We start from the raw sequence: 26,117 nt of genomic DNA on the forward strand, positions 1-26,117 counted from the left end.
TCGGCTTCGCTCAGGGAAAGTGGGCATTGGGCATTGGGAAGAGAATTAAGTTGCTATTCCCTATTCCTTATTCCCTACTCCCTACTCCCCTTTACCTTGTAATCCGCCGCATGTAATTCCCCCACAACTGAGCTGCTTGAGCGCTGCTACCAGATGTCGGGGAATTATTGTCGTTTCCCAACCAAACGCCGGTTACAAGTCGCTGACTGGGGATAAAACCAATGAACCACAAGTCAACGTTTTTGTCAGTCGTGCCAGTTTTACCAGCTTCCCCTAGTCCAATGGCGGCACTACGTCCAGTACCTCTGGCGATGACACCGCGCATTAAAGTAGTCATTTCATCGGCGACACCATTTGTCAGCACTTGTTTGTTAGCAGCCGGATCTTGGTCGAAAGAGTAGATTACCCGACAGGTTTTGATATCATTGCGATCGCTGCAATCACCACTGTCTAAAATTCGGCTAATGGCATGGGGAGGATTGGATACACCGCGATTACCAATAGCACCAAAAGCACCAGTCATTTCCAAAACATTGACCACGCTTTGACCTAGTACTAAGCCAGGAACCGGATCGAGGTTTGATTTGATCCCTAAACGCCGCGCCATTGCCACCACTTTATCTAGCCCAATTTCTTTAGCAACTCCCAAAGCAATGGGATTTTCTGAAAGCGCTAGCCCAGTGGCAATATCTAAACTCCCAGCACTTGAACGACAGGGTTTATAAGTAAAGCCTTGCCAAGTTAAAGGAGCGCAGGAATAACTCTTTGATGGTGAAATTCCCTGTTGAATAGCGGCAGTGTAAGCAAAGATTTTGAAGGTGGAACCTGGTTGTCTTTTGGCTTGAACAGCACGATTGAACTGACTTTTTTTGTAATCAGTTCCACCTACCATTGCGAGGATGCTCCCTGTACTGGAGTCAAGAGTAACTAACGCCCCTTGAGAAAAATTAAAATTTCTACCAGAGTTGTTCACCGAATTACTCAACGCGGCTTCTGCTTGTTTCTGTATGGCTGGATCGAGCTTGGTTTCAATGATATAATTGCCCTCTCTTGCGGCTCCCTCCCCCAAGATTGATTCGAGTTCAGAAAAGACGTAACTGTAAAAATAAGGTGCGATCGTTTTAGCTTGTTGTTCGCAGACTTTAGGACTAATTTGGACGGTGGAGCGTCTAGCTCGGTTGGCATCCTCTGGTTTAATTTTGCCCATCTCCAGCAATCGCTTAATCACGCGATTCCGGTATTCAGCCGCTTCTAGCTTATTTGGCCCATTTCCACAAAAATCGAAGGCGTTAGGAGCAGGTAAAATTCCTACCAATGTTGCTGCTTCTGCCAAAGTTAATTCTTTAGCCGATTTATCAAAGTAATACCGGGCTGCATCCTCAAAGCCAGAGGTATCTCCCCCCAAAAAAACCCGATTTAAGTACATCAGCAAAATATCATCTTTGCTGTAAAAGGTTTCGAGTTTTAGGGCGACAACGGCCTCTCGCAATTTGCGTCCAAGGGTATCTTGTCTGCCTACATACTCACGGAACAAACTGCGGGCAACTTGCTGGGTAACAGTACTGGCTCCTTGTTGGACATCTCCACTGCGGCTATTGATTAACACGGCTCGTAAAATACCCAGAGGGTCAACTCCAAAGTGCCAATAATAACGAGTATCCTCTGAAGCTACTACGGCAGCGGGCAAATAAGGGCCAAATTCCTCTAATCGCTTCATGTCTACATGAGAGATTGTTCGGGGCTCTCTCAAGGGAGTGGCTCCATCACGGGCGTAAACAACTACTGGGGCACGTGTCGCTGTCGGTAGAGGTTTAACTTTAAATTTCAGCCATTCGACGCCAATGACTAGCATTAATAGGGCAGTTACACCACCGACACCATAAGCTGTCCAAGTTGCAGCTTTGACATACCATGCTGGTGGATCGACGTATTGCAACCGCACAGAAGCGGCGAGTTCTGGGGGCCCCAGAGTTAGAATATCGCCGTGACGCAGTTCTAAGGAGCTAACACGACGCTTGCCACGATAAATACCATTGGTGGAGTTTTCATCTTTGATGATAAAAACTGGTGTGCTATGAGTAGAATTTCGCGATAGCGACAGGTGAATTTGGCTGACAACAGGGTTACGGATGACGATATCGCTGGATTTGGAGCTACGGCCTAGAATATAGCGATCGCCCAACAGTGGATATACCTCTGCTTTATCCGCCCCCGCATCCTGCACCCAAAGTTCCGGTACTTTGGCATTAGGCTTGAGCGCCAATTTAGAAAAATCGACTCTAGCTTGAATCGTATGTACTGCTTGAGTCAGTTGACCTATTAACGTTTGTGGCTTGTGAGGGGGTTGGGGAGAACTCATCGGCTATTCACATCACAGTTTTTAGTGAAGAATCGGGCGAATTACAATCAATTTTAGATGTTAGTCTTTCATCATTTTACTCATAAGCCAAAGCATAAATTAGCTATACGGAACTTTTTGATTTAATTTATACTTAAATTTACATTGCAAACAGTATGGATTTGTGATTTTCATCACTTATTTATAGCAGCATAAATTTTTTTCCTATTCTCAAAGGCCTATTTAGGCTCCTCTTATAAGCTCAATAACTACAGGCACAGTTTTGATTATTGTATTTTTAAACACTAGTTAGCAGCAAATAACAGGTTTCATTTTTACCAATTTTATATATCCACATACTCTGAAACCAACTTAAACATCTTCATTTAGGAAGATTTTCTAAATCTCATTGTCTGTTTTAATGGGCCGAGTGTTCCGTTGAGGTTAATTTCAGAATGATGGGAAAATCTCTGAGCCTGATTGGTGCAGCTTTATCTTTGGCACTTACCACTAATATTGCTGTAGCCGAATCCAGTAAATCCCCCATAGCTCAATCTACTAGTACCGAATCTACTAGCGCACCAACGGAAATCAAGATGTCGCCAGAAGGTATGAAAATTCTGTGCGAGTATTTTCCGCTCAACTCCCGCTGTCCCAATGGCACAGCAGCTACTCCTAGCGCTCCTAGTAGCACTACAGTACCAGCCGAAACCACAACACCTGATAGCACAACTGCACCAGGAACCGTTACCCCAGCGACACCTGGCGCTCCCGAAAGCACTCCAGCACCAGGCGCTCCTAGCAAATTAACCCCAGCACCAGGTAGCATTACCCCACCAGCACCCGGCGCTCCCGAAAGCACTCCAGCACCAGGTAGCATTACCCCACCAGCACCCGGCGCTCCTAGTAACTTAACTCCAGCGCCAGGTAGCTCAACACCTGAACAACCTAGCACTCCTGGCAGCACTACCGAACCAGGTAGCTCAACTCCACCTGAACAACCTGGTACTCCTGGCACTCCTGGCAGTAGTATCGAACCAACTCCCAGTACTCCTGGCTCTAGTGTGCCAAAAACTCCTACCACAGGTAATTAAATTAAAAGCTGGTGCATAATCTAAATACTAGTTTGCCATCAGCGATCGCCTGTGCGTCTTTTTTAACCTCTTGCACCAGTTATTCAAACTGGTGTCAGGTAAAAAATAAAAATCGCTGAAACCTTATAGATAAAGTCTTCGCATATAAGACTGAGCAAGGGTTTCACTAATTAAAAGCCTGGGATGATTAATCCCAGGCTTAATAGTTTAATGCAATCTGCCAGTTGAAGTAGGTGTTTTTTGCAAGGAAGCAATTAACAGGCAAACAATACCAATACTGATAAATGAATCTGCCACATTAAATACAGCAAAGTTAATCAGGCGAAAATCAAGAAAATCAACGACATAGCCTAAAACAAAACGATCGATACCGTTGCCCATAGCTCCACCTAAAATCAAGCCATAGCCTAACTGATCCCACAAATTTAACGTTGGGCCAACCAGCGCCAATGCTATCAATACTAAACTCACTCCTAAAGATAACCAGCGCAACCACTCTACTTTCCCACTTAACAGACTAAACGCAGCACCAGTGTTAGTGACATAGGTAAAGTGAAATATCCCAGGTAAGAGTGGTAGTGTCTGCCCCAAGCTAAAGCTTTGTACTATCCAGTACTTTGTTATTTGGTCTAAGAAAAAAGCGATGAAGGCAGCGATCCAGAAAAGACGATTTTTTAAATGCATGGTGAATTAGTCATTGGTCATTGGTCATTGGTCATTAGTCATTGGTCGTTGGTCATGAGCTTTTGACAAATGACAAAGGACAAATAACATGAACTAATAAAACATTAAGTGACGCAATATATATGCTATTACACTAACTGCACAGACCACAGTTAGTTGACCTGGTAGCGCAAACCAGGAGTATCTGAGGATTGCTTGCATTAAGGGTAGATTTTCTGTACCTTTCCACTGAAAAAGATAGCTAATAATCAAATAAGTAATACCGCAGATGTGGAGAGTTAACAAGCCACAGATGCAGCTAAAGGCAAGAGTTTCTAGTCGAGGTCTAGCTTTAAAGGCGAACAAACCACAAATCCAAGCTCCAGGAATGAAGCCTAGTAGATAGCCAAACTGAGATAGCTTGATATAACCAATACCGCCACCATCGGCAAATACTGGTAGTAAGGTTAACCCCATGACTAAATAGGCGATTTGTGAGAGCGCACCGGCATTTTTGCCCCCTAAACAACCCACCAACAACACTGCGCCAATTTGAAAAGTGACACCTAAAGAAAAAGTCTGAATTCCGTGCTGACTCCAAGTCCAAGGAAAGGTAATGCCATAAACTTCTAGGAAAGTACCACCCATTGTCAGGAGTAAGCCAATCATAGACCATAGTAATTGATTGGAAGCAGCAAACATTTATCAGGCAATTAAGGAAAAGCAAAAGGGAAAACTAGCAGCAAATAGTATGTTCATTAATATTGAAATGAAATCTGTGCTGACATCTTAAGAACTAGCATATTTTCTTTTGCCTTTTCAGTATGTATGTAATTTTTCAGTTCTGCGAATTGTGGCTGAGGTGTCTATTATCTGATTTTATTGACTGAGGTGTATTCTAAATATGGTATTTTACTTAGAGTGCCGTAAAATAAATATTATTTTTTATAGTGTTTATACTCTTGTTTTCGAGTATTATCTAAATTTAGATACAAAATACTTAGCAAGTATAGTGATTCCAGTTTAGTTCAATACAGACAGAAAATTGCATACAGGCAAAAAATACTACTAAAGCTTGGAGCAAGAGATAAGTATATCTGATTTGGAGTCCCGTATTTTGTACCTCATTTACTTGCAAGCTGCTAAACCTCGTCTACCTTGAGAACCGTAGTTTTGTAGGTTGGGTGCAGCGATAGCCGAACCCAACATAAAATTTGGTGGTAATGTTGGGTTGCGTTTCACTCCACCCAACCTACATAAATATATCTTTTACAAAACTCTAGGTTTCAACATACATGAGGTTTATATAAACTTTTTTCATGACTTGACCAACGAACTTACTCTAATGATAAAGTTTTGTAAATACGTATAATCAACTTAATATAGTACTATCTGTAAGTTAAATTTCAAGCAAGAGTATAAAATTTAGCAAGAGAAACTAGGAATAAGCGTTTGTTCTTCATCAAAAAAAAACAAGTATTTTTTGTTCTGTTAACCTATCGTTAATCTTTATTGTTGTGCTTTAGGAGTATCTTAGAAACGCTTACCTGAAAACTTACTAAAAAATTGATAGCGATGCTCTTACGTCTTAGTGCAATAAAAACTCATCGCCTCACAGGTTCAATTTCAGTGTTAGCACTGACAATCAGCCTAGCAGCTTGTGGCGGACAGCAAACACCAGATAGTACAGCCACCAAGGAAACGCCTTCTGGCACTGCTACAGATACTACTGCCTCTAGCCCAGCTAAATTAGACCTTGGCGGAACCGTAAAGTTAACTGGGGCTGGTGCGTCTTTCCCTGCACCACTATACGATACCTGGTTTACAGATTTAAATAAAAAATATCCAAATCTGCAAGTTGACTATGCATCAGTTGGTAGCGGTGCTGGAGTTGAGCAATTTATCAAAGGCACTGTAGACTTTGGTGCTAGTGATGTGGCGATGAAGGATGAAGAAATCCAGAAAGTACCAGCAGATAAGGGCGTAATTTTACTGCCTGTGACTGCTGGTAGCATCGTGCTAAGTTACAACTTGCCTGATGTTCCAGAACTCAAGCTTCCACGAGCCGTTTACGCTGATATTTTACTAGGCAAAATCAAATCTTGGGATGATGCCCAAATTGCCAAGGCTAACCCAGGTGCAAAACTTCCGAAGGAAGCCATCACAGTTGTTTATCGTTCCGATGGTAGCGGAACTACAGGCGTGTTTACCAAACACCTCAGCGCTATTAGCCCGGAGTGGAAGAGTAAAGTTGGTGAGGGCAAAACTGTCAACTGGCCTGTGGGAGTTGGTGCTAAGGGTAATGAGGGTGTTACCGCCCAAATTCAACAAACTCAAGGTTCTATTGGTTATGTCGAGTACGGCTATGCCAAACAAAATAGTCTCAAGTTTGCTGCTTTAGAAAACAAGGCTGGTAAGTTTATTGTACCTAGTGAAGAGTCAGCCTCTAAAACTCTGGAATCAGTAACTTTACCTCCAGACCTCCGCGCCTTCATTTCTGATCCCGAAGGGGCTGATTCCTATCCAATCGTTACTTACACCTGGATTTTGGCTTACAAGAAATATCCTAATGCCGCAAAAGCTAAGGCGATCGAAGCTGCGATCGAATACGCTTTAACTGATGGTCAGAAACAGGCTACTGCACTAGGGTATGTTCCTCTACCTGCAAACGTCATCACAAAGGTAGCGGCGGCGGCTGACCAAATTAGTCCAGAGTATAAAATTTCTGTCGCCAGTGGTAGTAGCGCTAGCAAGTAAGCAATCAAACACAGATATCCAGTAGTAACTTTGAATACGGAGTTACTATTGTATTTAGTTTAAATAGATGATGAGGCGACAATTTTACTCAATATGTTTGCCTCCCATATTTTTCTCTGATTTAATTGTGAAAGTCGGTATTCATGACTACAAATTCTCAAAATCTGTCATCAGCGATGAAAAATCGCTCTGGCGCAGAAAAGTCCCTAGATCAGGGTTTTATTTGGCTGACTAAAATTTTCGCCTTTGGCGTTGCTGGTACTTTATTATGGATCGGGTCACAGGTTGCAATTGGCTCTTGGCCTGCTATTCAAAAGTTTGGTGCTGGCTTTTTAGTCAACACTACTTGGAACCCGGTTAATGATAGCTATGGGGTGCTACCTCAAATCTATGGAACTCTCTTGAGTTCTTTTATTGGCCTGCTGATTGCAGTACCAATTGGGGTTGGTACTGCGATTGTCCTAAGTGAAGATTTTTTACCTGCGAAAGTGAAGCTGGTACTGGTTTTCGCAGTAGAACTACTTGCAGCTATTCCCAGCGTTGTCTACGGCGTGTGGGGGATTTTTGTTTTGGTACCAATCTTAACCAACTTGGGAAAATGGCTTAATGGTTACTTTGGCTGGCTGCCATTTTTTAGCACTTCTCCTACAGGCCCAGGGATGTTACCCGCGGGAGTCATTTTAGCGATTATGACTTTGCCTATTATCACAGCTTTATCCCGCGATGCCCTGATTTCTGTACCTCCTAGTTTGCGGCAAGCCTCTATAGGGCTCGGAGCAACCCGCTGGGAAACAATTTTGCAAGTTCTGATCCCAGCAGCCTTTTCGGGGATAGTTAGTGCTGTGATGCTAGGACTCGGCCGGGCAATGGGGGAAACAATGGCTGTCACGATGTTAATTGGCAACTCCAACAACATCAGTCTCTCTCTTTTAGCACCAGCCAATACGATTTCTTCTCTACTGGCAAATCAATTCTCAGAAGCTAGTGGCTTGCAAGTTGCGGCTTTAATGTACGCGGCTTTAGTTCTATTTTTCTTGACACTGGTAGTCAATATTCTGGCAGAGTTGATCGTTATGAGAGTCAAGCGAATATAGCTTAGTTTTTGGTTAAATTATGACTTCTAATTTTCCAGAGCGCAGTTTAACTCGCTCCCCCATGTCTCAAAGGACACTGTTTAATACAGTGATGACCGTAGTTGCATTTACCTGCGGAGTATTGGCTCTTTTACCTTTGCTAGCAGTACTTTCTTACGTTATTATTAAAGGCTTTAGCAGTCTGAATCTGGCCGTGTTTGTCGAACTCCCACCCAAAGCTCTACAAAAGGGAGGAGGCTTTGGTAATGCAATTTTAGGCACACTAGTAATGGTAGGAATTGCTGCCTTGATTAGCATCCCCTTTGGAGTTTTGGGGGCGATTTACATTACAGAATTTAGTTCAGCGAGAGTTGCTAGATGGGTACGTTTTGCAGCTAACGTATTGAGTGGAGTCCCCTCGATTATTGCTGGGGTATTTGCTTATGGGATTGTAGTTTTAACACTGGTAAAATTGAACTTAGGATCGTATTCAGCTCTTGGTGGAGGGTTTGCACTGGCAATTTTGATGTTGCCCATTATTCTGAGAACGACTGATGAAGCGTTGCAGTTAGTATCGCAAGATTTGCGACAAGCTTCTGTAGGGTTGGGAGCGACTAACTTTCAAACGGTAAGTCAAGTAGTTTTACCAGCAGCCTTACCAGCTATTGTAACTGGGGCAACGCTAGCGATCGCCAGAGCATCTGGAGAAACCGCACCATTGCTATTTACTGCTTTATTTTCTAACTTTTGGCCAGATAGCTTATTCCAACCAACAGCTTCTCTGGCTGTCTTGGTTTACAAATATGCTATTTCCCCATTTAAAAATTGGCAATCTCTAGCTTGGGCAGCATCTTTGATTTTGGTATTGATGGTTCTAATCACAAGTATCATTGCTCGCTGGGCAACTCGCAAAAAAGCTTAGTAAACAACCATCCACAGTGCAAATCCCCATCGCTAAAATCAACACTAAATTTAATTTATGGCTACCAACACTAGGACAGTGAATGACACTGAAACCGTTTTACGCACTGAAAATCTCAATATTTACTACGGCAAGTTTTTAGCCTTACAGAATATTTGGCTAGATATACCAAAAAATCAGGTGACAGCTTTTATCGGCCCTTCTGGTTGTGGTAAAAGTACATTGTTGCGATGCTATAACCGCCTCAATGACTTGATTGAGTCATTTCGGGCAGAAGGTAAGATACTTTTTTACGATAAAAATTTGTATGCACCCGATATCGACCCTGTAGAAGTGCGTCGGAGAATTGGGATGGTGTTTCAAAGACCAAACCCATTTCCCAAGTCAATTCATGACAATATTACTTTTGGAGCTAAAATCAACGGCTACAAAGGTGATTTCGATGAATTGGTAGAAAGCAGTCTCAAAAAAGCAGCTTTGTGGGATGAAGTCAAGGATAAACTACATCAAAGTGGCTCGTCTTTATCTGGTGGACAACAACAGAGATTATGTATTGCTCGTGCGATCGCAGTCCAACCTGAAATTATACTCATGGATGAGCCTTGCTCCGCTCTTGACCCCATTTCCACTTTACGTGTTGAAGAACTGATTCACGAACTTAAAGAGCAATATACGATCGTCATTGTCACCCATAACATGCAGCAAGCAGCACGTGTTTCTGATAAGACAGCCTTTTTTAATGTTCGGACTTCAGAGAAAGGAACCCGTAGCGGCTATATGGTAGAGTATGATGCAACAGAATTAATTTTCAACAATCCTAAGCAAGAAGAAACCAGAGATTACGTCAGTGGCAAATTTGGATAAATATTTATTTTACATTGTTGATATTAAAGCAATGAGGGATACTCGGAAATTAAAGATGTTCGATATTCCTCTATGTTTTTTTATTTGAAGACTTTTTTCTTCGTAAACGAACCTCATCTCCATGCAGTCCGAAGTCTATTACTTGGTGCGCTCAAAAACTGACGGTAATTATCTCATCGCTCGTCCTGATGCCAAAACTTCGGGTTATTTATTGCTGTTTCAGGAAAACTTTGACGCTCTCAGCTATCTCAACACCCATGCAGCAGAAGTGGCAAATCGCTTTGCTGTAGAATCTATTGCGCGTACACAGTTGGGAAATTTGCTTAAACGTTGGGGTTTTAACGGTGTGGGTATTGTAACTGACCCGCTATTACCCAAAGTTGAGTTTTTACAGCACAATTAACTAATTCGTAATTTTTATTATTTAAATACTTGTGCGATCGCACAAGTAAAATTAGGTAATATGGGTGAACTCAATTGATCGCCATTGAATAACGTAGCAACTAATTTTAAACTCGCTTGTTCGCGTCGATATACTTCCACCTGTTGCTTACGCCAATCTACAATCCAATATTCTCTGACTCCTCGTGATGAGTAGAGCTTAAGTTTTAGTTCTCTGTCCCGTTTTTCGTTTTCACTACCAGCAGATAGCACCTCTACAACCAGTTCTGGCGCACCAGTCAAATGCCCCGCTTCGTCTAAAAGTAGGGGTAATCTCTCGTTGCTAGCCCAGACAACATCGGGAATAACATTATCATTGTCGCCAAAAATTATTCCTGGAGCCGTCACAACTTCTCCCAGACCAGTAGTTTGTGACCAGTTATCCAAGGAAGTACTAATTCTGACACAAGTTTTTTGATGCTTCCAGTGGGGCGCTTTAGTCACAAACAATTCTCCGTCAATAATTTCATAGCGATTCCCGTTATCTGGAAACAACTCTAAATCGGCGGTAGTCCAGCGCACTCTCTCAGATATCGGCTGGTTCATAAATCATCTCTGTTAGGGGATTTACCTATTTTAGCCTGAGTGGAAATTGAACATTTTAGTTGCATTCCCATAATCTATGCGATATTCCTTATAAAGAATAATATATTGACATTCCTTATAAGGAATACTATAGTTTGAGGTAGGAAGTGAATTGGACTTGGGAACTTTATCAAGATGTCAATGGAGAAATCCCCAAAGATTTGCTTGCTTTTTTCATTAGGATGATTCCTGAAGAGGAGCAACCAGAAAATCCACCAAAGCCATTACTGAGTCCTTCAGAAACTAGGCGTTTGCAAGTTAACCTTGGCTACCTGTGTAATAAAGGACTCGCATCACTCACCAGTGGCATCTTTGAGAAACTCGAAGATGACCTGTATGAGTTACGTATGACCAAGAGCGAACATAATCCACGGTTTATATTAACGGCTGCTACTCCTCAACGGTTTGTAGTGCTGCGCGCTTTTATGAAGAAATATGACAACGCTATTAAAGATAGAGACAAAGAGCCTGCAAGAGTAAGATTACGTGAATTGCAGCAGAGGGAAAATTGATGAAAAAACCTAATTTTCAAACTTGGTTGCAGCAGAAGGTAAGCGACGATCCAGAAGTGATTCTGGCGGGAAAGTTAGAGTATCTGCGTCTATATCTTACTGATGCGATGCGGGAAATACGTAATAAAGCAGGATTGACTCAGGCACAGTTAGCCCAAAAACTGGGAGTGAAGCAAGCGGCTGTGTCCAAGTTGGAGTCGGCATTAAAGGAACATGAGTTGGAATCAGTGTTGCACTATTTACATACCTTGGGTGCAGATTTGCTGGTAGCCGTCAAACAAGGTGATGACTTATATCAAGCTAGTGATAACGAAGGTGTGTTGCTGGTAGATGTACCAGATGTAGTTTTCCAAAAAGCATTGGCGGCAAACATGAGCGTGCGGGAATATGTGCGTGTCGCTGTTGAGAAGTTTTCTGGTGAGGATGATGGACTGAGAACAGCTTTGGTAAAACTACTTGAAAGTGACGATTTGGTGGCGGTGAAAGTAAGAGCGCGTTTAGGTTCAAGAACAATCCAAGAAGTTGCTGTAGAGTTGAAAAAATGTTTGAGTCTATCTGAAGAAGATAGGATTTTTGCTGTGAAAAATGTTTTGGCTGCTAATGTGGCGTGTGGAGAAAGTAATCGTGGAAGTAGTGATGAAGTTGATGAGATTGAGTTGTTGGATTTGGCTGAAGAATTACTAGAAAAGTTGGCAGATATTTAGGATGATACAGACTACAGTCTACCTTGGTGTTACATCTCTAATCTAAAGATAGAGAGTTTTCTACTTATCACTTAGACTGATAAAATAATTTTAAAATTTTAGCGACTTACTCCAGATTTGAGGTTTACCATTATTTGCAAGCCAAAGAAATTAAAACACAATTAACATTACTAATAGAGGAAGCATCTATTATAGATCCTGGTTTAGCGAAAAGGTTAGAAGAGATTAATCGCTGGGTGAAAGATATCAAACCGGGTTCGCTGACTGCTAAAAGATTTGTCATCTTGTTTTTGCAACAAATGATTCAAGACGCTGAAGTTTGGCTGAAACTTAAATCATTACCATCTGAAGAAGAGCAGCAATCAGCGTTAAGAGTACTGAATCCAACTTTAAAATATTGGTATGGCTACTTGTTTCCTAAATGGTTGAGTGGAAACGACCCTAAATTTTATATCTGGAGACGAAAACTGATGGCGGGGGAGTTCAATCAGGAGGATGCCAAATTAATTGGCTCTATTGCTAATAATATTAAAAGTTGTGGCGGTACGACTGTATTACGATATGTTGCAGACCTGTCTATGGCAACTGATATAATTGTTAGCAGTACGCAAAAGAGTCCACTATGTATTCAACTCACTAGCGTCTCAGAAGAATTTTCTCAAGAAAAGTTTGATCATTGGGAAAATACACTAATTTTTTGGGCAATAGATAGAGGATTATTTTTAAGTTACAATCCCCGTGCAACTGATTTTGTCAATCAGATAGTCAACATATTATTATATAACAGCGATAATCTCAGTATAGGTAGTTATTTAAAATTTAATTTATAGTTGTCGGTCAATTGCATTTACTGGATTTGTATAACCACGTTATTACTTAACAAAGTGAGTCCTTATGGTTCAGGAAAAACAATCTGACAGGCAACAGAGATTAGACAACTTTTTACAAGCTGTAGAAGCGGCGCAAAAAGTGCAGGATGACATCATGAAGTATGGGCTTGAAGCTGCTCATTTATATTGTGATGATGTTGATGAAGATTGGCTAGAAACATGGGGAGAAGACGAAAATGGGCAGCAAAATTTTGTAGAATTAGTGACTAATTTCCTGCAAAGTGATGACTTAGTAGCGGTGAGAGTAAGAAAGCTGCTAAAAGATAAATCGCTCCAAGAGATTGCTGTTGAGTTGGAAAGGTGTTTGAGGGTCTCGAAAGAAGAAGATCGAATTTTTGGGGTTAAAAATGTATTAGCAGGTAATGTGGCGGTTGCAGAAAGTAATCGCGGAACTAGTGATGAAATTGATGAAATTGAGTTATTGGATTTAGCTGAAGAATTGCTAGAGAAGTTGGCAGAAATGTTTGATAACTATAAATAGAAAATAGCTGAATTAAGATGGCAAAAGGATTCGGTACTCAAAAACAAAAAAAAGGAAGACAAAACCACAAATACTATCTCGATTTCTTGCTTGAGGTATTGCAGGTAACACACAACAGCAACGGGAACTTCCAGGCAATCTCTTCATTACTGCAAACTAACCTGAACAAACTGGATGATAAGCTGATTAAAGTCTGGCGAAGTTGGGCATTAAATACTCTGTCTAGAGTAGATACAGAAAAAGCATATGCAATGGCAGTAGATATTGTCAACTTCAGCAATTTTATTCAGGATTTTTCCTTGGGGTTTCCAGCTATTAATTTGGAAATTGCTATCGTTGGCTACCAAATGGTTGAAAGTGTTTTCAGCCACAAAGTATATCAAGAAGAATGGGCTACTGCCCAAAACAGTCTGGGCAATGCATACTGTAGAAGGCTACGTGGAGAACGAGCCAAAAATTTGGAGACAGCGATTATTTGCTATCAGAATGCCTTACAAGTGTATAACCATAAAAAATTTCCGGAAAGGTGGGCAGATATACAAAGTAATTTAGGAAATGCCTATCTTGACAGAATTCGTGGTGATCGATTCGATAATTTAGAAACTGCTATCATTTGCTATCAAAATGCCTTGCAAGTGTACAACCGGGAAAAATTTCCGGAAAGGTGGGCAGATACACAGAGTAATTTGGGAAATGCCTATCTTGAAAGAAGTTACGGCGATCAATTCGAGAATTTGGGTATGTCGATTATTTGCTATCAAAATGCTTTGGAAATATATAATCAGCATACATTTCCTCAAAGATGGGCCGGAATTAAAATCAATCTGGGCAATGCCTACTGCAAGATGATTGGTATTGATAGAGCGGATAATATTGAACAAGCTATCAAAAGTTACGAATTAGCATTGCAAGTATTTACACGATATTTCTTTCCCCAATATTGGGCGAAAATCCAAGATAATTTGGGCAATGCTTACTGTAATCGGATTTATGGCGATAAGGTACAAAATCTAGAATCAGCTATCTGCTATTATGAACAAGCGTTGGAAGTTCGTACAATAGAAGATTTTCCCGAAGAATGGGCAAGCACGCAAAATAATTTAGGTGCTGCCTACCGTGATAAAGGACAAATTGATGAGGCAATAGAGCAGTTTAAGTCAGCACTAAAAGTCTACACACATACTGCATTTCCGATTATGTGCGTCAACTCTGCATCTAATCTAGCTAATATGACCTTTAACGCGGAATTATGGTCAGAAGCTATGCAGGGCTATAGTATTGCCATTGAAGCCGTAGAAACCAGCCGTACTTGGGCAAAATCTGAATTACACCGTCAAGAAATTCTGGCGAAATCTATTGGTATCTACCAAAACATGGTGCAAGCTTGCATCAATGCTGGACAAATAGAAAAAGCTTTTGAATACTCCGAGCGATCGCGTTCCAAACGCCTGGTAGACTTAATGGCAAGCTACAACCTCTCTCAAGGCGAAGAAATTCCCCCAAAAGTCCAAGAATTATTGCAGCAGTATGAAGAACTGCAACAGCAAATTGACCAAGAACGCCAAAGCCATAAATCTGAAAATAGCCGTAGTGAAACACGTGCTGCTTGGGAAGCTTATAATGAAGCGATCGCATCTTTAGAAACCCAAAAACAACAAGTTTGGGAAAATCTCAGACGCGAAGATCCCGTATTAGCTGGCGAAATTCAAGTTAACCCCCTCAGTTTGTCAGAAATTCAAAGGCTAATTGATCAACCAAATACAGCTATCCTCAGTTTCTACACTACCAACAGCGACACCCATATTTTTGTCGTCCAGCAAAACCAGATTGCTCTCCACACCTGCACAGGACAAGGCTTAAATACGTTGCAAGGGTGGATTAACCAGAATTGGTTATTGCCTTATATGAATGATTCCCAAAAATGGGAAACTCAAATTAATAGTATTCTCCACGAACTAGCTGAACGCCTACAAATATCTGAACTCATATCTGAACATCTTCAAGGAATAGAAGAATTAATTTTAGTCCCTCATCTGTTACTACATCAGATTCCCTTCGCCGCTTTGCCTACAGGAGAATATCAGGAATATTTAGGAGATAAATTTCTCATTCGTTATACCCCAAGCTGCCAAATTTTAGAATTTTGTCAACAACGTGATATTGTAGGTACATTTAATGATATATCTCTACAATATGGAACTGTGGAAGATGCCGAAGATAACCTTCCCTGTGCCAGATTTGAAGGCGAAAAACTCGCCAAAATGTATAACATTCCACCAGAAAATAGATTAATTGGCAGCAGTCAAGCTACCTCTAACAACTATCGACAATTAGCACAACAAGTTCAAGTACTTCATTCCTGCCATCATGCCCAATCTCGCCTCGATAATCCCTTAGAATCACAGTTAAAATTAGCTGATGGTAGCATCACCTTGGGGCAGTTGATGACACCAAACTGGCGTTTACCTCAACTTGTAGAAGTGTTTCTGTCTTGCTGCGAAACTAATTTGGGTATTCCTTCTCTAACTGATGATATTTTTACTCTCTCCACAGGCTTTTTGTGTGCGGGTGCTAGAAGCGTAGTTAGTACTTTGTGGTCAGTCAATGATTTAGCTACAGCATTATTTTCCATTTTTTATTATCAGCAGCGACAAGAAGGTAGAAACCGTCCTGAAGCATTACAGAAAGCACAAATCAAACTGCGTGAACTTAAAAAAGAAGAATTCTTGAGGTGGGAGGATATTAAAAAACTATACAATCACGCAAAAACTGAATATGAAGAAGCGCAGAATAAAAGAAGCCAATACAAACGAGGTTCCGCAGAGTGGTTAAAATGGACTCAGAAATTTATAAACTACCGGAAGCTTAAAAATCAGATTGAGGTGCTAGAAAATTCCATAGAGCAATTCCCCTTTTCACATCCTCACTACTGGGCTGCTTTTATTTGCTACGGTTTACGGTGATAAATATAAATAAATATTGGGTGGAGCGATGCCTACTGCGGCAAGCTACGCCCCACCCAACCTAAAATAATCTTAAAATCTCAGAACTAATTCGCTACCTCAGCTACCTCAATAACCCGCCCTTCATAGTCCTTGACTAAAAAATTCAGGGGTTTGTGGTTACGAATCTTCAATTTCAAACCGCGCGTTTCGACTCGCATTAAAATCATTTCCAGGCAGTCGTGGTCAAAACAAACGTGGCGTTGCTGATTTTTGCTACCTAAGCTTGCGCCAGTAATAACGTGTAGCTGGGTGTTTTTCTTCAATTGATACCACAGCCCATCGTTGGCATTATTCATCATTTTACCAGACAAGCTCGGCCCAGTAGACATATATAGCGGATCGATGCCAGTTGCGCCTATAGTTTGTTCGTAGTTGTAGTAGTAGTGCAATGGCACTTCAGCTGCCGGCAAATCTAGCAGCCCTTCATACAACTGTCGGGCAATTTCCAAATCTGACACCATTACAGTGTGTACTTTTGGCGCACTGGTGAGAAACATCCACATTGCACCAGCGTAAGCTGCTAGCAGCATTACCATAATGCCTTGGGTGGAAAATAGGCTATCCAAGGGCAGGGAAGGCAGAAAGGAGCCTAAAGTAAGGGGACTGACCAGAAACGATATCACACTAGCTGCTATAACCATGAACAAATAAGGATTCTATAAGGTAGTTGATTTTATGACTGTCGATTAAGACTAAAATTAAGTCCTTGTTTCTAGTTTATCAATACTCAAGTAGTCTGAGTCTCATCTACAAACTGAACAACACCAAGATATTATGCGATTAACTAGGGGAGTGCAATTCCCAAAACTATTTTAACAATTATCAATCGCAAGGCTCATGCAAATTCCTCATTTTACGGAAGCTAATCACCCGCTAGTGAAGTCGCTCTTCCATCACAGTGACCATGAACTACTGACTCTGTTTCAGCGCTATCCAGATGCCGGAAAGTACTTTACGGTAATTTTTTGCCGCTATAGCCCTATAGTCTATACCTTAATTCGGCATTCGGCGCGATCGCCTGTGCAAGCAGATTATCTGTTTGCCCTCACTTGGCGACATATCTATTACGAACTCGGTGGACTTAAATTAACTGACTCTGAATCCGGCGAGGAAGCCTTAACCATGCAAAATTGGTTAATTAATATGACAGCTTTCTGTATTAACGAGATTAAATTACCACCCACAGAAGCAATTCATTATTCTCTGCAAGCGACTTCGCCACCGCTATGGTGCTATGTAGAACAGGCGTTAGACCAACTACCACCAATTTTACGATTAATCGTGTTAATGTCTCAAACTTTCCACTGGAGCGAAACTAGAATCGCTGCCTATCTCCAAGCCGAAGGAGAAGCGATCGCTCCGAGTGTTGTAGCCAATTTTCTTCAGGAAGGCTATCGTATGCTAGAGGACAAATTACCCGCAGATATCCGCGCTATCTACTTTGGGGAAGATTTCGCTTAATCATAGCTTAAGTACAAATGCGTATACTGAATGTCTTCAATTTAAAAACTTAAAACTTCTTCTTAGACCTTCTACTTAAACCCGCAACTTTACGGGCAATTTTTATGAAACAACAGCTTGTATTTTCCTGGCAAAAGGTAGGCTTAATTTGTGTAGGTACTGTTTCTCGTCCCCAGGTACTTTTACACAGCTTTTTACTGTTTACTTTTTTGCTGAGTCCTGTAGCTGCGAGTGTGGTTGATATTACGCAACAACTCCATCGACCTTTAAATAGTTCCGTTGGGCGACAATCAAGAGATGAAGCAGATAGTTTGCTGCGTATCGGTGAACAACAATACACTTCAGGATATGCCGACAAAACAGTTGCGTCTTGTTTGCGGGCACTAGAACTATATCACTCAATTGGCGACCTGAAAGCACAAGGTCTCGCGTACAATTTGCTTGCAAAGGCTTATATCCAGCTTGGTAGTTCAAAAGAGGCTGAAGATGCTTTAAGAAGAGAATTAGCGATTGCTCGTGATACTAAAGACTTCCAATCTCAAATTTTTGCACTGAATAATATCGGTACATTTCTGCTGCAACAAGGCGAATCTGCTATTGCTGGTAAAACAGTTGCAGAGGCGCTCGCAATTGCTCATGGTGTGAAAAATATTGAAGGTGAAGGACTATCTTTGAGTAATTTGGGTTTGGTAACTGCTAGGTTAGGAGATTACAACAAAGCAATTAAGCTTTACGAAAATGCTTTAACTTTCCGCCGTCAGACTGGTGATGCTATCGGTGAAGCAAATACCCTGAATAATTTAGGTGATGCCTATTTAGCATCGGGAAATTATCAAGATACTATTGCTACTTATGGTGAAGCAATGCGGATAGCTAAAACTAACCGCGATCGCACTAATGAATTACGAGCAATTGACGGTTTAGTTACGGCTCACACTGCTGTCGGACGTTACGAACGGGCCTTTGACTTACTAGAGCAACGTTTAGCACTTGCTAAGGAATTGCAAAATTTGCGAGAAGAATTAAAGTCTTTTGAATCTTATGCTCAGTTATATAAGCAACAAGGTAATTACTTAACTGCCCGTAATTTTTACGAAAGGGCGATTACACTGGCGCGGACATTGGAAGATAGCAAGCAAGAAGTGCAATTGCAGGATCAGCTAACTAAAATGCTTCAGCGGAAATAGTTAAAAGGGTTTTTATTTGTGTAGCCGTGAATGACTTTCGCCCTTCCCGCAGGTGCGCCTTCCTTGGAGACTCACGTTAATTTTTAATGCGATCGCTCTCAAAATTACCAGATGCGATCGCTTACGACGGGCTACGTCTACGCATTTTTCTCTTAACTGGGTTTATCAGACTCAAACGGATTCCACAATCTCACCTGTGTAATCCAACGGAAATCATCTGTATTTCTTGTTATCAAAGTTAGTCTATACACCAAAGCAGTGCCGGCAATAATTGCATCACCTAAAGTCATTCGTTTCTGTTGTCGCAGAATTACCGCTTGATTTAACACATCTTGAGAGATTGCTAAAACCTGAGCAACTTGAAAAAACTCCTCAAAATACTGGCGTTGTTCCTCTTGAAGCAGATGATAGCCTAACACTTCCAAATAACTGAGTGCTGATACCGCAGGCGCATATTCAGCAATTAAATCTCTCAATTGGGCGTTTTCTGGTTGAGCAGAATATATAATAATATTGCTATCGATCAGCACATTTTATCGTCCCGGAAGTGAACGGTCTTGACGAGTTTCTTGCTGCCAAATAACTGGATCAACATCAGTCAAAGCTTGACTCACAGCAAGTTTTTCTAATATTTCAGCCATTCTTCGTCCCCGTGCTTGTTTATCTATGACTGATTCATTTTCGAGCAATGTAACATGAACCGGGATTTGTTGCTCTCCCAATGTTGGTACATCATCAATCCACTCTAAACAACTTCCTTTCAACCAAGCTCTGAATGTTTTTAGCATTATTTTGCTCTCTACTTTCTATCTATCTTGGCATGACTCTTAAAATTACCAGATGCGATCGCTTTGCTGGTATCGCTTAGGCTGTCACCATTTCCGGGACTGAATCAGGGGATACTCGCTCAAAATGTAACACCATAATTTGCTCTGGGCGTAAACCGACAGATTCATAAGTGCGGCCATTGCGATCGCTAAATTCAACCTCAAACGCAGCACCACCAGCTAATAATTCTACTACTGTGCCAACTTGACCACGGTACAGGTTGTATTCAGGTAAATCAACTGTCAGTGCTACTACATCCAGGAACAAGGCTGATTTCTGCTGTGAAACCTTTGTTAGATGCTCTAATTAATCAAGCAGGATTCTGGGTGGCGGAACCTTTATATAAGAGGGTTTTGCAGCTTGTTGATGAAAATTAAATGTCGCATAGACTTTCTAACTGAGCAGCAGTAGGCATTCTAAAATTTTTTCACCTATTAACTATCCTAGCAAGTGTTTGGGGTTAATTTGTCAGTGACACTTCGCCCATCAATAGACTTATCCTTAATATAAACAAAGTGGGATAATAAAAAACGGAGTAAAAATTATATGTAGATAATATGACAAACCCTTTAGCAAGAATTGAATCACATCCCCACGAAGCAAAACGATTAATAGGGATTAATTATGACCAGTTTTTAGCATTGGTATCCTTAGCGGAAAAAAGGCATAGAGAGAAACAAGCAGAAATTGAAAAAAATAAAGTTCGGATTATTGCCAAGGGAGGCGGACGCAAACCAGAGATGTCACCGAAAGAAGGAATATGCTTGTGTCTAGTTTACATCAGACAAAAACCAATTTTTGAAATTTTAGGGTTACTCTTTGATATTTCCAAAACAAAAGCGAATGATGCTTTTAACTATTGGGTAGATATTTTGAGAGAAATTTTACCAGCATCTCAAATAGAAGAAGCGTCAGTAGATAGTCAAAAATATCAAGAATTGCAGCAAATGCTGTCCGAGTATGAATTAATTGTTGATAGTGCAGAACAGGCTACAGCGAGACCTGTAGACTATCAAGAACAAAAAAGATATTACTCTGGTAAGAAAAAAAATGCATACTCTAAAAAACCAGTTTATTGTCTTACCAGGTGGTGAAGATATTGTAGATATCTGTGTGGGAATGCTGGGAAAAACAAGTGATATTAATTTATTTCGAGATACTCGGAATAAATTTGCTGACTCACAAAGGTTTATAGGTGATAAGGCCTATATTGGAGATGATGCCATTACCACACCTCATAAGAAACGAAAGAATACAGAAATTTCGGAATTCCAAAAACAAGAGAATAAACAACTTTCGTCTCGCAGAATTGCCGTTGAACACATGATATGTCGGGTAAAAATATTTCGAGTAGCCTCGGAAAAATTCCGTCTCGCTCGTCATCGATATAGTCAGGTAATTCTGGCAGTTTGTGGGCTGATTAGGTTAAGACTTAATCGCTTAGTATCCTTAACCATTAATACTTAATTTTTTATCCTGAAATTGATTTCATCGTTTTGTACTTTTTACTCTAATTTTAATTTTTTGTCTCAGAATGCCGCCAAACACCTATTTTCTCGTAGAGTAAGATAGCGATCGCCTATTCAATCTGAATTGCTCAAACCCATTCACAGTGAGCATTTACATTTTGCGGATAAGTCTAATAACCTCGCCGCCACTCTACTGAGTTTCCTTTTACTCTGATTCAGATTTTTGTAACAAGTCTATTGACTTCAGACAAATATATTGAGAAGCTAATAGTTAGCTTAACTAATTAATGGAAGTGCATCAAACTTGTGACAATACTGACGGGAAAAATAAATCGGTCAGAACCTCCTAGCGAGCCAAAACCGCTGATTTTGGAAACTCAGGGACTCACGCGCCGTTTTGGTAAGTTAACGGCTGTTAATAACCTCAGCATATCTGTGGAACAGGGTGAAGTATTTGGCTTGCTTGGCCCCAATGGAGCCGGGAAAAGTACAGTTATTAAGATGTTGACAACATTACTGCCTCCCAGTGCAGGAACAGCAACTCTGGCTGGCTATGATGTGACTCGCCAATCTAATCCTGTGAGAAGGGCTATCGGCTATGTACCCCAGGCGCTCTCTGCTGATGGTAGTCTTACGGGTTACGAAAATCTCTTAATCTTTGCCAAGCTGTATGGCATACCTGCCAAAGGACGCGATCGCCGCATCTATGAAATTCTAGAATACATGGGTTTGCAAGATGCAGCAAAACGCTTGGTAAGAAACTACTCTGGCGGAATGATCCGCAAGCTGGAAATCGCCGTCTCAGTTTTACATCAACCCCAAATTCTGTTTCTTGATGAGCCGACTGTCGGCTTAGATCCCATTGCTAGAACTCAAGTATGGCAGCTTGTGCAGCAACTCTGTGTTGATTACGGCACAACTATATTTTTAACAACCCACTTTTTAGAAGAAGCAGATAGCCTGTGTAACCGAGTGGCAATTATGCAGCAAGGTGAAGTCGTTACCACAGGCACACCAAGCGACTTAAAAGCTTCTTTAGATAAACCAAACGCAACTTTGGATGATGTCTTTATTTACTATACAGGCGACCAGTTAACATCAGGAGTCAACTACCGTGACACAGCAAGAACCAGACGTACTGCTCAACGGTTGGGTTAAATCACCACCCACTCACCGAGCCAATGTGATCTCTGCAATTAAAGAGCTAGTTACGAAAACCCTGGCGATCGCAGAATTGGAAGTGCGTAAACTCCGCCACGATCCCACTGATTTAGTAGTCAGATCGGTACAACCATCATTATGGTTGCTGATTTTTGGGCAAGTGTTCTCCAAAATTCGGGAAATTCCCACCGGGAACTTACCATATTTAGACTTCATGGCTGCTGGCATTCTCGCTCAAAGCGTGTTGTATGTGGCCATTTTTACCGGGGGAATGACACTAATTTGGGAGCGAGATTTAGGGATTGTACATAAATTTCTTGCTAGTCCTACCCCCCGTGTAGCAATGGTCTTGGGTAAAGCTCTCGCGTGTGGAGTCCGATGCTTATCACAGGTAGCAGTAATTTATGTGTTGTCTTTTATCTTAGGTGTAAAATTAAATCTCCATCCTCTAGCTTTTCTACAAGTGCTAGTGATCGTAATGCTGGGGGCGGCTTGCTTTTGTCTTTTTTCCTTAATTATTGGCTGTTTGGCAAAAACCAGAGAGCGGATGACCGGAATTGGACAAATGTTAACCATGCCGTTATTTTTTGCCAGCAATGCTATTTATCCAATCTCAATGATGCCTGACTGGTTAAAGTTTATTTCCCACTTGAATCCCTTAACTTATCAGGTTGATGCCTTACGTAGCGCCATGCTAGTGGATGGAGTCAGCGTTTATGGTTTTGGTTGGGATTTGGCAATTCTCTTACTAACGTTAGTCATCTTAGCTACTATCGGTGGACGACTTTATCCACGGGTAGCAATGTAATCCCCAATGGAACTAGCGGCTATCCCTTTGGTCTGGATTGTACAATTCTCTTATTAACACTAATAATCTTAGCCATCATTGGTAGACGACTCAATCCACTGGTGGCGATGTAATCAGGAGAACAACAAGCCCATGACCTTGGATAAACCTACTCAAGGTGCAACTTCCGAAGAATGTGCCGCTAGAGTAATGGAAACAGTTCCATTAATGATGCGGTTTATCCGAGCGGATATGCGTGCCCATAGTGCCGCTTTTTTATCTATACCTCAGTTGCGATCGCTAGCATTTATCAACCGGAATCCTGGCGCTTCATTATCTGACCTGGCAGAGCATTTAGGTGTTACCTCTGCTACCGCATCAGCAACCATAGAACGCTTGGTACAACGCGACTTCGTAAAACGCTGCGATCATCCTCAAGAGCGGCGGCGGGTGCTGCTCAGTTTAACTGAAGATGGAAAGCATCATCTGAAGCAATCTCAAGACCAAACGCGCGCTCATATTACCGATTTGCTAAAAGGTCTGACAGAAGAGCAAATTTCCAATATTGAAGAAGGCTTAACTCTACTAAAAAATGTCTTCGAGAAAACAGAACTCAAAGCCCCATAACTCTGAGGTTGCACAGCACGATCCCTTTGCAGCCTTTAAGTTTCGAGACTATCGGCTATTTACCATCGGACGGTTGGTGCTGTTCGTGGGATCGCAAATGCAAACTGTAGCTATCGGCTGGGAACTCTATGAGCGAACTAACTCAGCGATCGCTTTAGGTGGTGTTGGGTTGGCGCAAGTCCTACCGATGATTATTCTCACCTTAATTGCTGGAGATGTTGCCGATCGCCGCGATCGCAAACTTACTATGTTACTGTCAGTGATGTTGCTAGCTCTCTGCTCGCTAGCTTTGGCAGTCCTTTCCTATACTCAGGGTGCAATTTTTCTCATTTACGCTTGCTTAGTATTAACAGGTGTCGCTAGGGCATTCCTCAAACCTGCTAGTGATGCTTTGATGTGGCAATTAATACCTGTTACTGCCTTTACCAATGCAGCTACTTGGAATAGTAGTAGCTTTCAATTGGCTGCTGTTATTGGCCCAGCCTTCGGGGGATTCGGGATTGCGCTGCTGGGAAGTGCTACAGGAGTGTATGTATTAGCTGCGATCGCAGCCTTGCTGTGTTTTATTTTAACTTTGGCAATCAAAGAGCAAAAAGCCATCCGTGCAAAGGAACCAATCTCATTTCAAGCACTTGCAGCCGGTGCTAAATTTGTTTGGCAGAATCAGTTAATTTTAGCAGCGATTACATTGGATATGTTTGCTGTCTTGTTGGGTGGTGCGATCGCCTTGCTACCCATCTTTGCTAAAGATATTTTACACGTGGGGCCAGTGGAGTTGGGATATCTACAAGCAGCCCATTCCATCGGTGCTTTGACTATGGCCATTACTCTGGCGTATTTACCACCATTACGCAAAGCAGGGCCAGCTTTATTATGGTCAGTGGTTGGCTTTGGAATTGTCACAATTATCTTTGGACTTTCTCATTCCTTTTGGTTGTCTATGTTGATGCTAATCCTTGGTGGCGCACTAGATAGTATTAGCGTTGTAATTCGCCATACATTAGTTCAAATCAGAACACCAGATCATTTACGTGGTCGGGTTGCTGCAATTAATAGCGTATTTATTAGTGCCTCCAATGAATTAGGAGGCTTTGAGTCAGGCTTAACTGCGGCTTTATTTGGCCCGGTGATTTCCGTTGTGGGTGGTGGAATTGGGACAATTTTGGTAGTAATTGCTACAGCCACGATTTGGCCGGGAATTCGCAAGTTAGGGGCTTTGCAGGAGTACAAGTAGAAGTACGTATCAATTATTTTAAAAGACTCAGATCCCCGACTTCTCTAAGAAGTCGGGGATCTCGTTGTTAATTCTTTTAGGATGTTAGAGATTTTTTAATTTGCACTTATATACAAATCTTCTCAATTAAGTTATTATTCTCATGATGAATTGATAGTAATTATAATTAATAAGGTTATCCATGCTTTTTCCCTTCTTGATCATGTTCAGAGAGGGCGTTGAAGCTGCGCTTGTCGTGGGGATAATTGCCAGTTATCTCAAGCAAACTGGACGTACCCATTTGATGAAGTCAGTCTGGATTGGCATTGCACTAGCGACTTTTTTTTGTCTAGTTGCTGCAATTATATTGCAAATAACCAGTCAGGATTTCCCTCAACAAGAACAGGAATTATTTGCAGCAGTAATTTCTATTGTTGCAGTTGGGGTTCTCACCTGGATGGTTTTCTGGATGCGCCGCGCGGCTCGTTCTCTTAAAGGTGAGTTACAGTCTCAAATTGAAACTGCCATTCAATCGGGCGATCAATGGGGACTAGCACTGGTGGGGATGGCATTTTTTGCTGTGCTGCGGGAAGGTTTGGAAACAGTAGTATTTCTACTAGCAACATTCCAGCAAAATTTGGGAATTAAAGCTCCTGTGGGGGCATTGTTTGGATATGCAGCCGCAGTAGCCGTTGGTATAGGCATCTATCAGGGTGGTATCCGCATCAACTTAAAGCGATTTTTTAAATGGACAGGAGCCTTTATTATTCTGGTTGCTGCGGGACTCTTAGCAAGTGGGGTGAGAGCTTTCCATGAAGCGGGAGTGTGGAATTTACTGCAAACAGTGGTATTTGATGCTAGTGGGATACTTCCCAATAATGGATTTTTAGGTTCACTTTTGGCGGGATTTTTTGGATATAACGATGCTCCTACTGTCAGCGAGGCGATCGCTTATTTTGGCTATCTAATTCCTACCATGTTGCTGTTCTTCTTGGGAGAGAAGGCTGGACAAAACAATACAGCAAGACATTCTTAGCTACTTCCATAATTTTTAG

The 26,117-nt window shown here is 41.5% G+C and carries 29 protein-coding genes; 21 read left to right on the forward strand and 8 right to left on the reverse strand.

What is annotated here, in order from left to right; genetic code table 11:
• Positions 1 to 91: 91 nt before the first annotated feature.
• Positions 92 to 2,359, reverse strand: coding sequence for a transglycosylase domain-containing protein (locus FD723_RS17655; protein ID WP_179066480.1), 2,268 nt, complete (start codon positions 2,357 to 2,359; stop codon positions 92 to 94).
• Between the two features lie 434 nt (positions 2,360 to 2,793).
• On the opposite strand from FD723_RS17655, the gene FD723_RS17660 reads away from it, so the two are divergent.
• A complete protein-coding gene (locus FD723_RS17660; protein ID WP_179066481.1) occupies positions 2,794 to 3,432 on the forward strand; it encodes a hypothetical protein in 639 nt (212 codons plus the stop codon).
• Positions 3,433 to 3,639: 207 nt separating this feature from the next.
• Here the strand turns inward: FD723_RS17660 and lspA are convergent, their stop codons facing one another.
• Both lspA and FD723_RS17670 read right to left on the reverse strand, forming a co-directional pair.
• A complete protein-coding gene (lspA, locus tag FD723_RS17665) occupies positions 3,640 to 4,116 on the reverse strand; it encodes a signal peptidase II (protein WP_179066482.1) in 477 nt (158 codons plus the stop codon).
• Positions 4,117 to 4,209: 93 nt separating this feature from the next.
• Positions 4,210 to 4,797 (reverse strand): biotin transporter BioY, encoded by a 588-nt coding sequence (locus tag FD723_RS17670; RefSeq protein ID WP_179066483.1) that lies wholly within the window; start codon positions 4,795 to 4,797, stop codon positions 4,210 to 4,212.
• An 873-nt stretch (positions 4,798 to 5,670) separates the two neighbouring features.
• Here FD723_RS17670 and pstS point away from each other — a divergent pair.
• From pstS to FD723_RS17695, 5 genes are all read left to right on the forward strand, one after another.
• Entirely contained in the window at positions 5,671 to 6,852 is a 1,182-nt protein-coding gene (pstS, locus tag FD723_RS17675; RefSeq protein ID WP_179066484.1) for a phosphate ABC transporter substrate-binding protein PstS, read from the forward strand.
• A gap of 143 nt (positions 6,853 to 6,995) precedes the next feature.
• Positions 6,996 to 7,946 (forward strand): phosphate ABC transporter permease subunit PstC, encoded by a 951-nt coding sequence (gene pstC, locus FD723_RS17680; protein WP_179066485.1) that lies wholly within the window; start codon positions 6,996 to 6,998, stop codon positions 7,944 to 7,946.
• 19 nt (positions 7,947 to 7,965) lie between these two features.
• Complete coding sequence (pstA, locus tag FD723_RS17685; protein ID WP_179066486.1) at positions 7,966 to 8,847, forward strand: phosphate ABC transporter permease PstA; 882 nt, start codon at positions 7,966 to 7,968, stop codon at positions 8,845 to 8,847.
• 57 nt (positions 8,848 to 8,904) lie between these two features.
• The gene (gene pstB / locus FD723_RS17690; protein ID WP_179066487.1) at positions 8,905 to 9,711 is read left to right on the forward strand and encodes a phosphate ABC transporter ATP-binding protein PstB; all 807 of its coding nucleotides are present in this window, start codon (positions 8,905 to 8,907) and stop codon (positions 9,709 to 9,711) included.
• A 121-nt stretch (positions 9,712 to 9,832) separates the two neighbouring features.
• Complete coding sequence (locus FD723_RS17695; protein WP_179066488.1) at positions 9,833 to 10,114, forward strand: hypothetical protein; 282 nt, start codon at positions 9,833 to 9,835, stop codon at positions 10,112 to 10,114.
• Positions 10,115 to 10,131: 17 nt separating this feature from the next.
• Here the strand turns inward: FD723_RS17695 and FD723_RS17700 are convergent, their stop codons facing one another.
• A complete protein-coding gene (locus tag FD723_RS17700) occupies positions 10,132 to 10,698 on the reverse strand; it encodes a Uma2 family endonuclease (protein WP_179066489.1) in 567 nt (188 codons plus the stop codon).
• A 146-nt stretch (positions 10,699 to 10,844) separates the two neighbouring features.
• On the opposite strand from FD723_RS17700, the gene FD723_RS17705 reads away from it, so the two are divergent.
• The 5 genes from FD723_RS17705 to FD723_RS17725 all read left to right on the forward strand — a co-directional run bounded on the left by FD723_RS17705 (position 10,845) and on the right by FD723_RS17725 (position 16,287).
• A complete protein-coding gene (locus FD723_RS17705) occupies positions 10,845 to 11,249 on the forward strand; it encodes a type II toxin-antitoxin system RelE/ParE family toxin (protein WP_179066490.1) in 405 nt (134 codons plus the stop codon).
• Positions 11,249 to 11,953, forward strand: coding sequence for a helix-turn-helix domain-containing protein (locus FD723_RS17710; RefSeq protein ID WP_179066491.1), 705 nt, complete (start codon positions 11,249 to 11,251; stop codon positions 11,951 to 11,953). The genes FD723_RS17705 and FD723_RS17710 overlap by 1 nt, the downstream gene beginning before the upstream one ends.
• Before the next feature lie 134 nt (positions 11,954 to 12,087).
• Complete coding sequence (locus FD723_RS17715; protein ID WP_179066492.1) at positions 12,088 to 12,783, forward strand: hypothetical protein; 696 nt, start codon at positions 12,088 to 12,090, stop codon at positions 12,781 to 12,783.
• A gap of 64 nt (positions 12,784 to 12,847) precedes the next feature.
• On the forward strand, positions 12,848 to 13,324 hold the full coding sequence (locus FD723_RS17720) for a hypothetical protein (RefSeq protein WP_179066493.1): 477 nt from the start codon (positions 12,848 to 12,850) through the stop codon (positions 13,322 to 13,324).
• Positions 13,325 to 13,341: 17 nt separating this feature from the next.
• A complete protein-coding gene (locus FD723_RS17725; protein ID WP_179066494.1) occupies positions 13,342 to 16,287 on the forward strand; it encodes a CHAT domain-containing protein in 2,946 nt (981 codons plus the stop codon).
• 86 nt (positions 16,288 to 16,373) lie between these two features.
• Here FD723_RS17725 and FD723_RS17730 read toward each other — a convergent pair whose 3' ends face one another.
• Complete coding sequence (locus FD723_RS17730) at positions 16,374 to 16,970, reverse strand: glyoxalase-like domain protein (protein WP_179066495.1); 597 nt, start codon at positions 16,968 to 16,970, stop codon at positions 16,374 to 16,376.
• 196 nt (positions 16,971 to 17,166) lie between these two features.
• Between FD723_RS17730 and FD723_RS17735 the strand changes: the two genes are divergently transcribed.
• Together FD723_RS17735 and FD723_RS17740 are read left to right on the forward strand one after the other, a co-directional pair.
• Positions 17,167 to 17,790, forward strand: a complete 624-nt coding sequence (locus FD723_RS17735) for a sigma-70 family RNA polymerase sigma factor (protein ID WP_179066496.1) — start codon at positions 17,167 to 17,169, stop codon at positions 17,788 to 17,790.
• Between the two features lie 104 nt (positions 17,791 to 17,894).
• Entirely contained in the window at positions 17,895 to 18,977 is a 1,083-nt protein-coding gene (locus FD723_RS17740) for a tetratricopeptide repeat protein (protein ID WP_179066497.1), read from the forward strand.
• A gap of 152 nt (positions 18,978 to 19,129) precedes the next feature.
• Here FD723_RS17740 and FD723_RS17745 read toward each other — a convergent pair whose 3' ends face one another.
• The 3 genes from FD723_RS17745 to FD723_RS17755 all read right to left on the reverse strand — a co-directional run bounded on the left by FD723_RS17745 (position 19,130) and on the right by FD723_RS17755 (position 20,072).
• Positions 19,130 to 19,507 (reverse strand): type II toxin-antitoxin system VapC family toxin, encoded by a 378-nt coding sequence (locus FD723_RS17745; protein WP_179066498.1) that lies wholly within the window; start codon positions 19,505 to 19,507, stop codon positions 19,130 to 19,132.
• A 3-nt stretch (positions 19,508 to 19,510) separates the two neighbouring features.
• Positions 19,511 to 19,765 (reverse strand): hypothetical protein, encoded by a 255-nt coding sequence (locus tag FD723_RS17750; RefSeq protein WP_179066499.1) that lies wholly within the window; start codon positions 19,763 to 19,765, stop codon positions 19,511 to 19,513.
• Positions 19,766 to 19,841: 76 nt separating this feature from the next.
• On the reverse strand, positions 19,842 to 20,072 hold the full coding sequence (locus tag FD723_RS17755; protein ID WP_179066500.1) for a DUF4926 domain-containing protein: 231 nt from the start codon (positions 20,070 to 20,072) through the stop codon (positions 19,842 to 19,844).
• Positions 20,073 to 20,086: 14 nt separating this feature from the next.
• Between FD723_RS17755 and FD723_RS42860 the strand changes: the two genes are divergently transcribed.
• From FD723_RS42860 to efeU, 8 genes are all read left to right on the forward strand, one after another.
• Positions 20,087 to 20,182: a DUF3368 domain-containing protein gene (locus FD723_RS42860; protein ID WP_256874851.1), complete on the forward strand. Its 96-nt coding sequence runs from the start codon at positions 20,087 to 20,089 to the stop codon at positions 20,180 to 20,182.
• 180 nt (positions 20,183 to 20,362) lie between these two features.
• On the forward strand, positions 20,363 to 20,899 hold the full coding sequence (locus FD723_RS42865; RefSeq protein ID WP_256874852.1) for a transposase family protein: 537 nt from the start codon (positions 20,363 to 20,365) through the stop codon (positions 20,897 to 20,899).
• Positions 20,856 to 21,272 carry a transposase family protein gene (locus FD723_RS42870; RefSeq protein WP_256874853.1) on the forward strand — a complete coding sequence of 139 codons (417 nt, stop codon included), beginning with the start codon at positions 20,856 to 20,858 and terminating at the stop codon, positions 21,270 to 21,272. The genes FD723_RS42865 and FD723_RS42870 overlap by 44 nt, the downstream gene beginning before the upstream one ends.
• A gap of 308 nt (positions 21,273 to 21,580) precedes the next feature.
• Positions 21,581 to 22,432 carry an ABC transporter ATP-binding protein gene (locus FD723_RS17765; RefSeq protein ID WP_179066501.1) on the forward strand — a complete coding sequence of 284 codons (852 nt, stop codon included), beginning with the start codon at positions 21,581 to 21,583 and terminating at the stop codon, positions 22,430 to 22,432.
• Positions 22,389 to 23,243, forward strand: a complete 855-nt coding sequence (locus tag FD723_RS17770; RefSeq protein ID WP_179066502.1) for an ABC transporter permease — start codon at positions 22,389 to 22,391, stop codon at positions 23,241 to 23,243. Before FD723_RS17765 ends, FD723_RS17770 begins: the two co-directional genes overlap by 44 nt.
• Positions 23,244 to 23,375: 132 nt before the next feature.
• Positions 23,376 to 23,849 carry a MarR family winged helix-turn-helix transcriptional regulator gene (locus FD723_RS17775; RefSeq protein WP_179066503.1) on the forward strand — a complete coding sequence of 158 codons (474 nt, stop codon included), beginning with the start codon at positions 23,376 to 23,378 and terminating at the stop codon, positions 23,847 to 23,849.
• Complete coding sequence (locus FD723_RS17780) at positions 23,815 to 25,083, forward strand: MFS transporter (RefSeq protein ID WP_179066504.1); 1,269 nt, start codon at positions 23,815 to 23,817, stop codon at positions 25,081 to 25,083. Before FD723_RS17775 ends, FD723_RS17780 begins: the two co-directional genes overlap by 35 nt.
• A 202-nt stretch (positions 25,084 to 25,285) precedes the next feature.
• On the forward strand, positions 25,286 to 26,098 hold the full coding sequence (gene efeU / locus FD723_RS17785) for an iron uptake transporter permease EfeU (protein ID WP_218651740.1): 813 nt from the start codon (positions 25,286 to 25,288) through the stop codon (positions 26,096 to 26,098).
• Positions 26,099 to 26,117 lie beyond the last annotated feature (19 nt).

The organism is Nostoc sp. C052 (assembly GCF_013393905.1).
Classification (GTDB): domain Bacteria; phylum Cyanobacteriota; class Cyanobacteriia; order Cyanobacteriales; family Nostocaceae; genus Nostoc.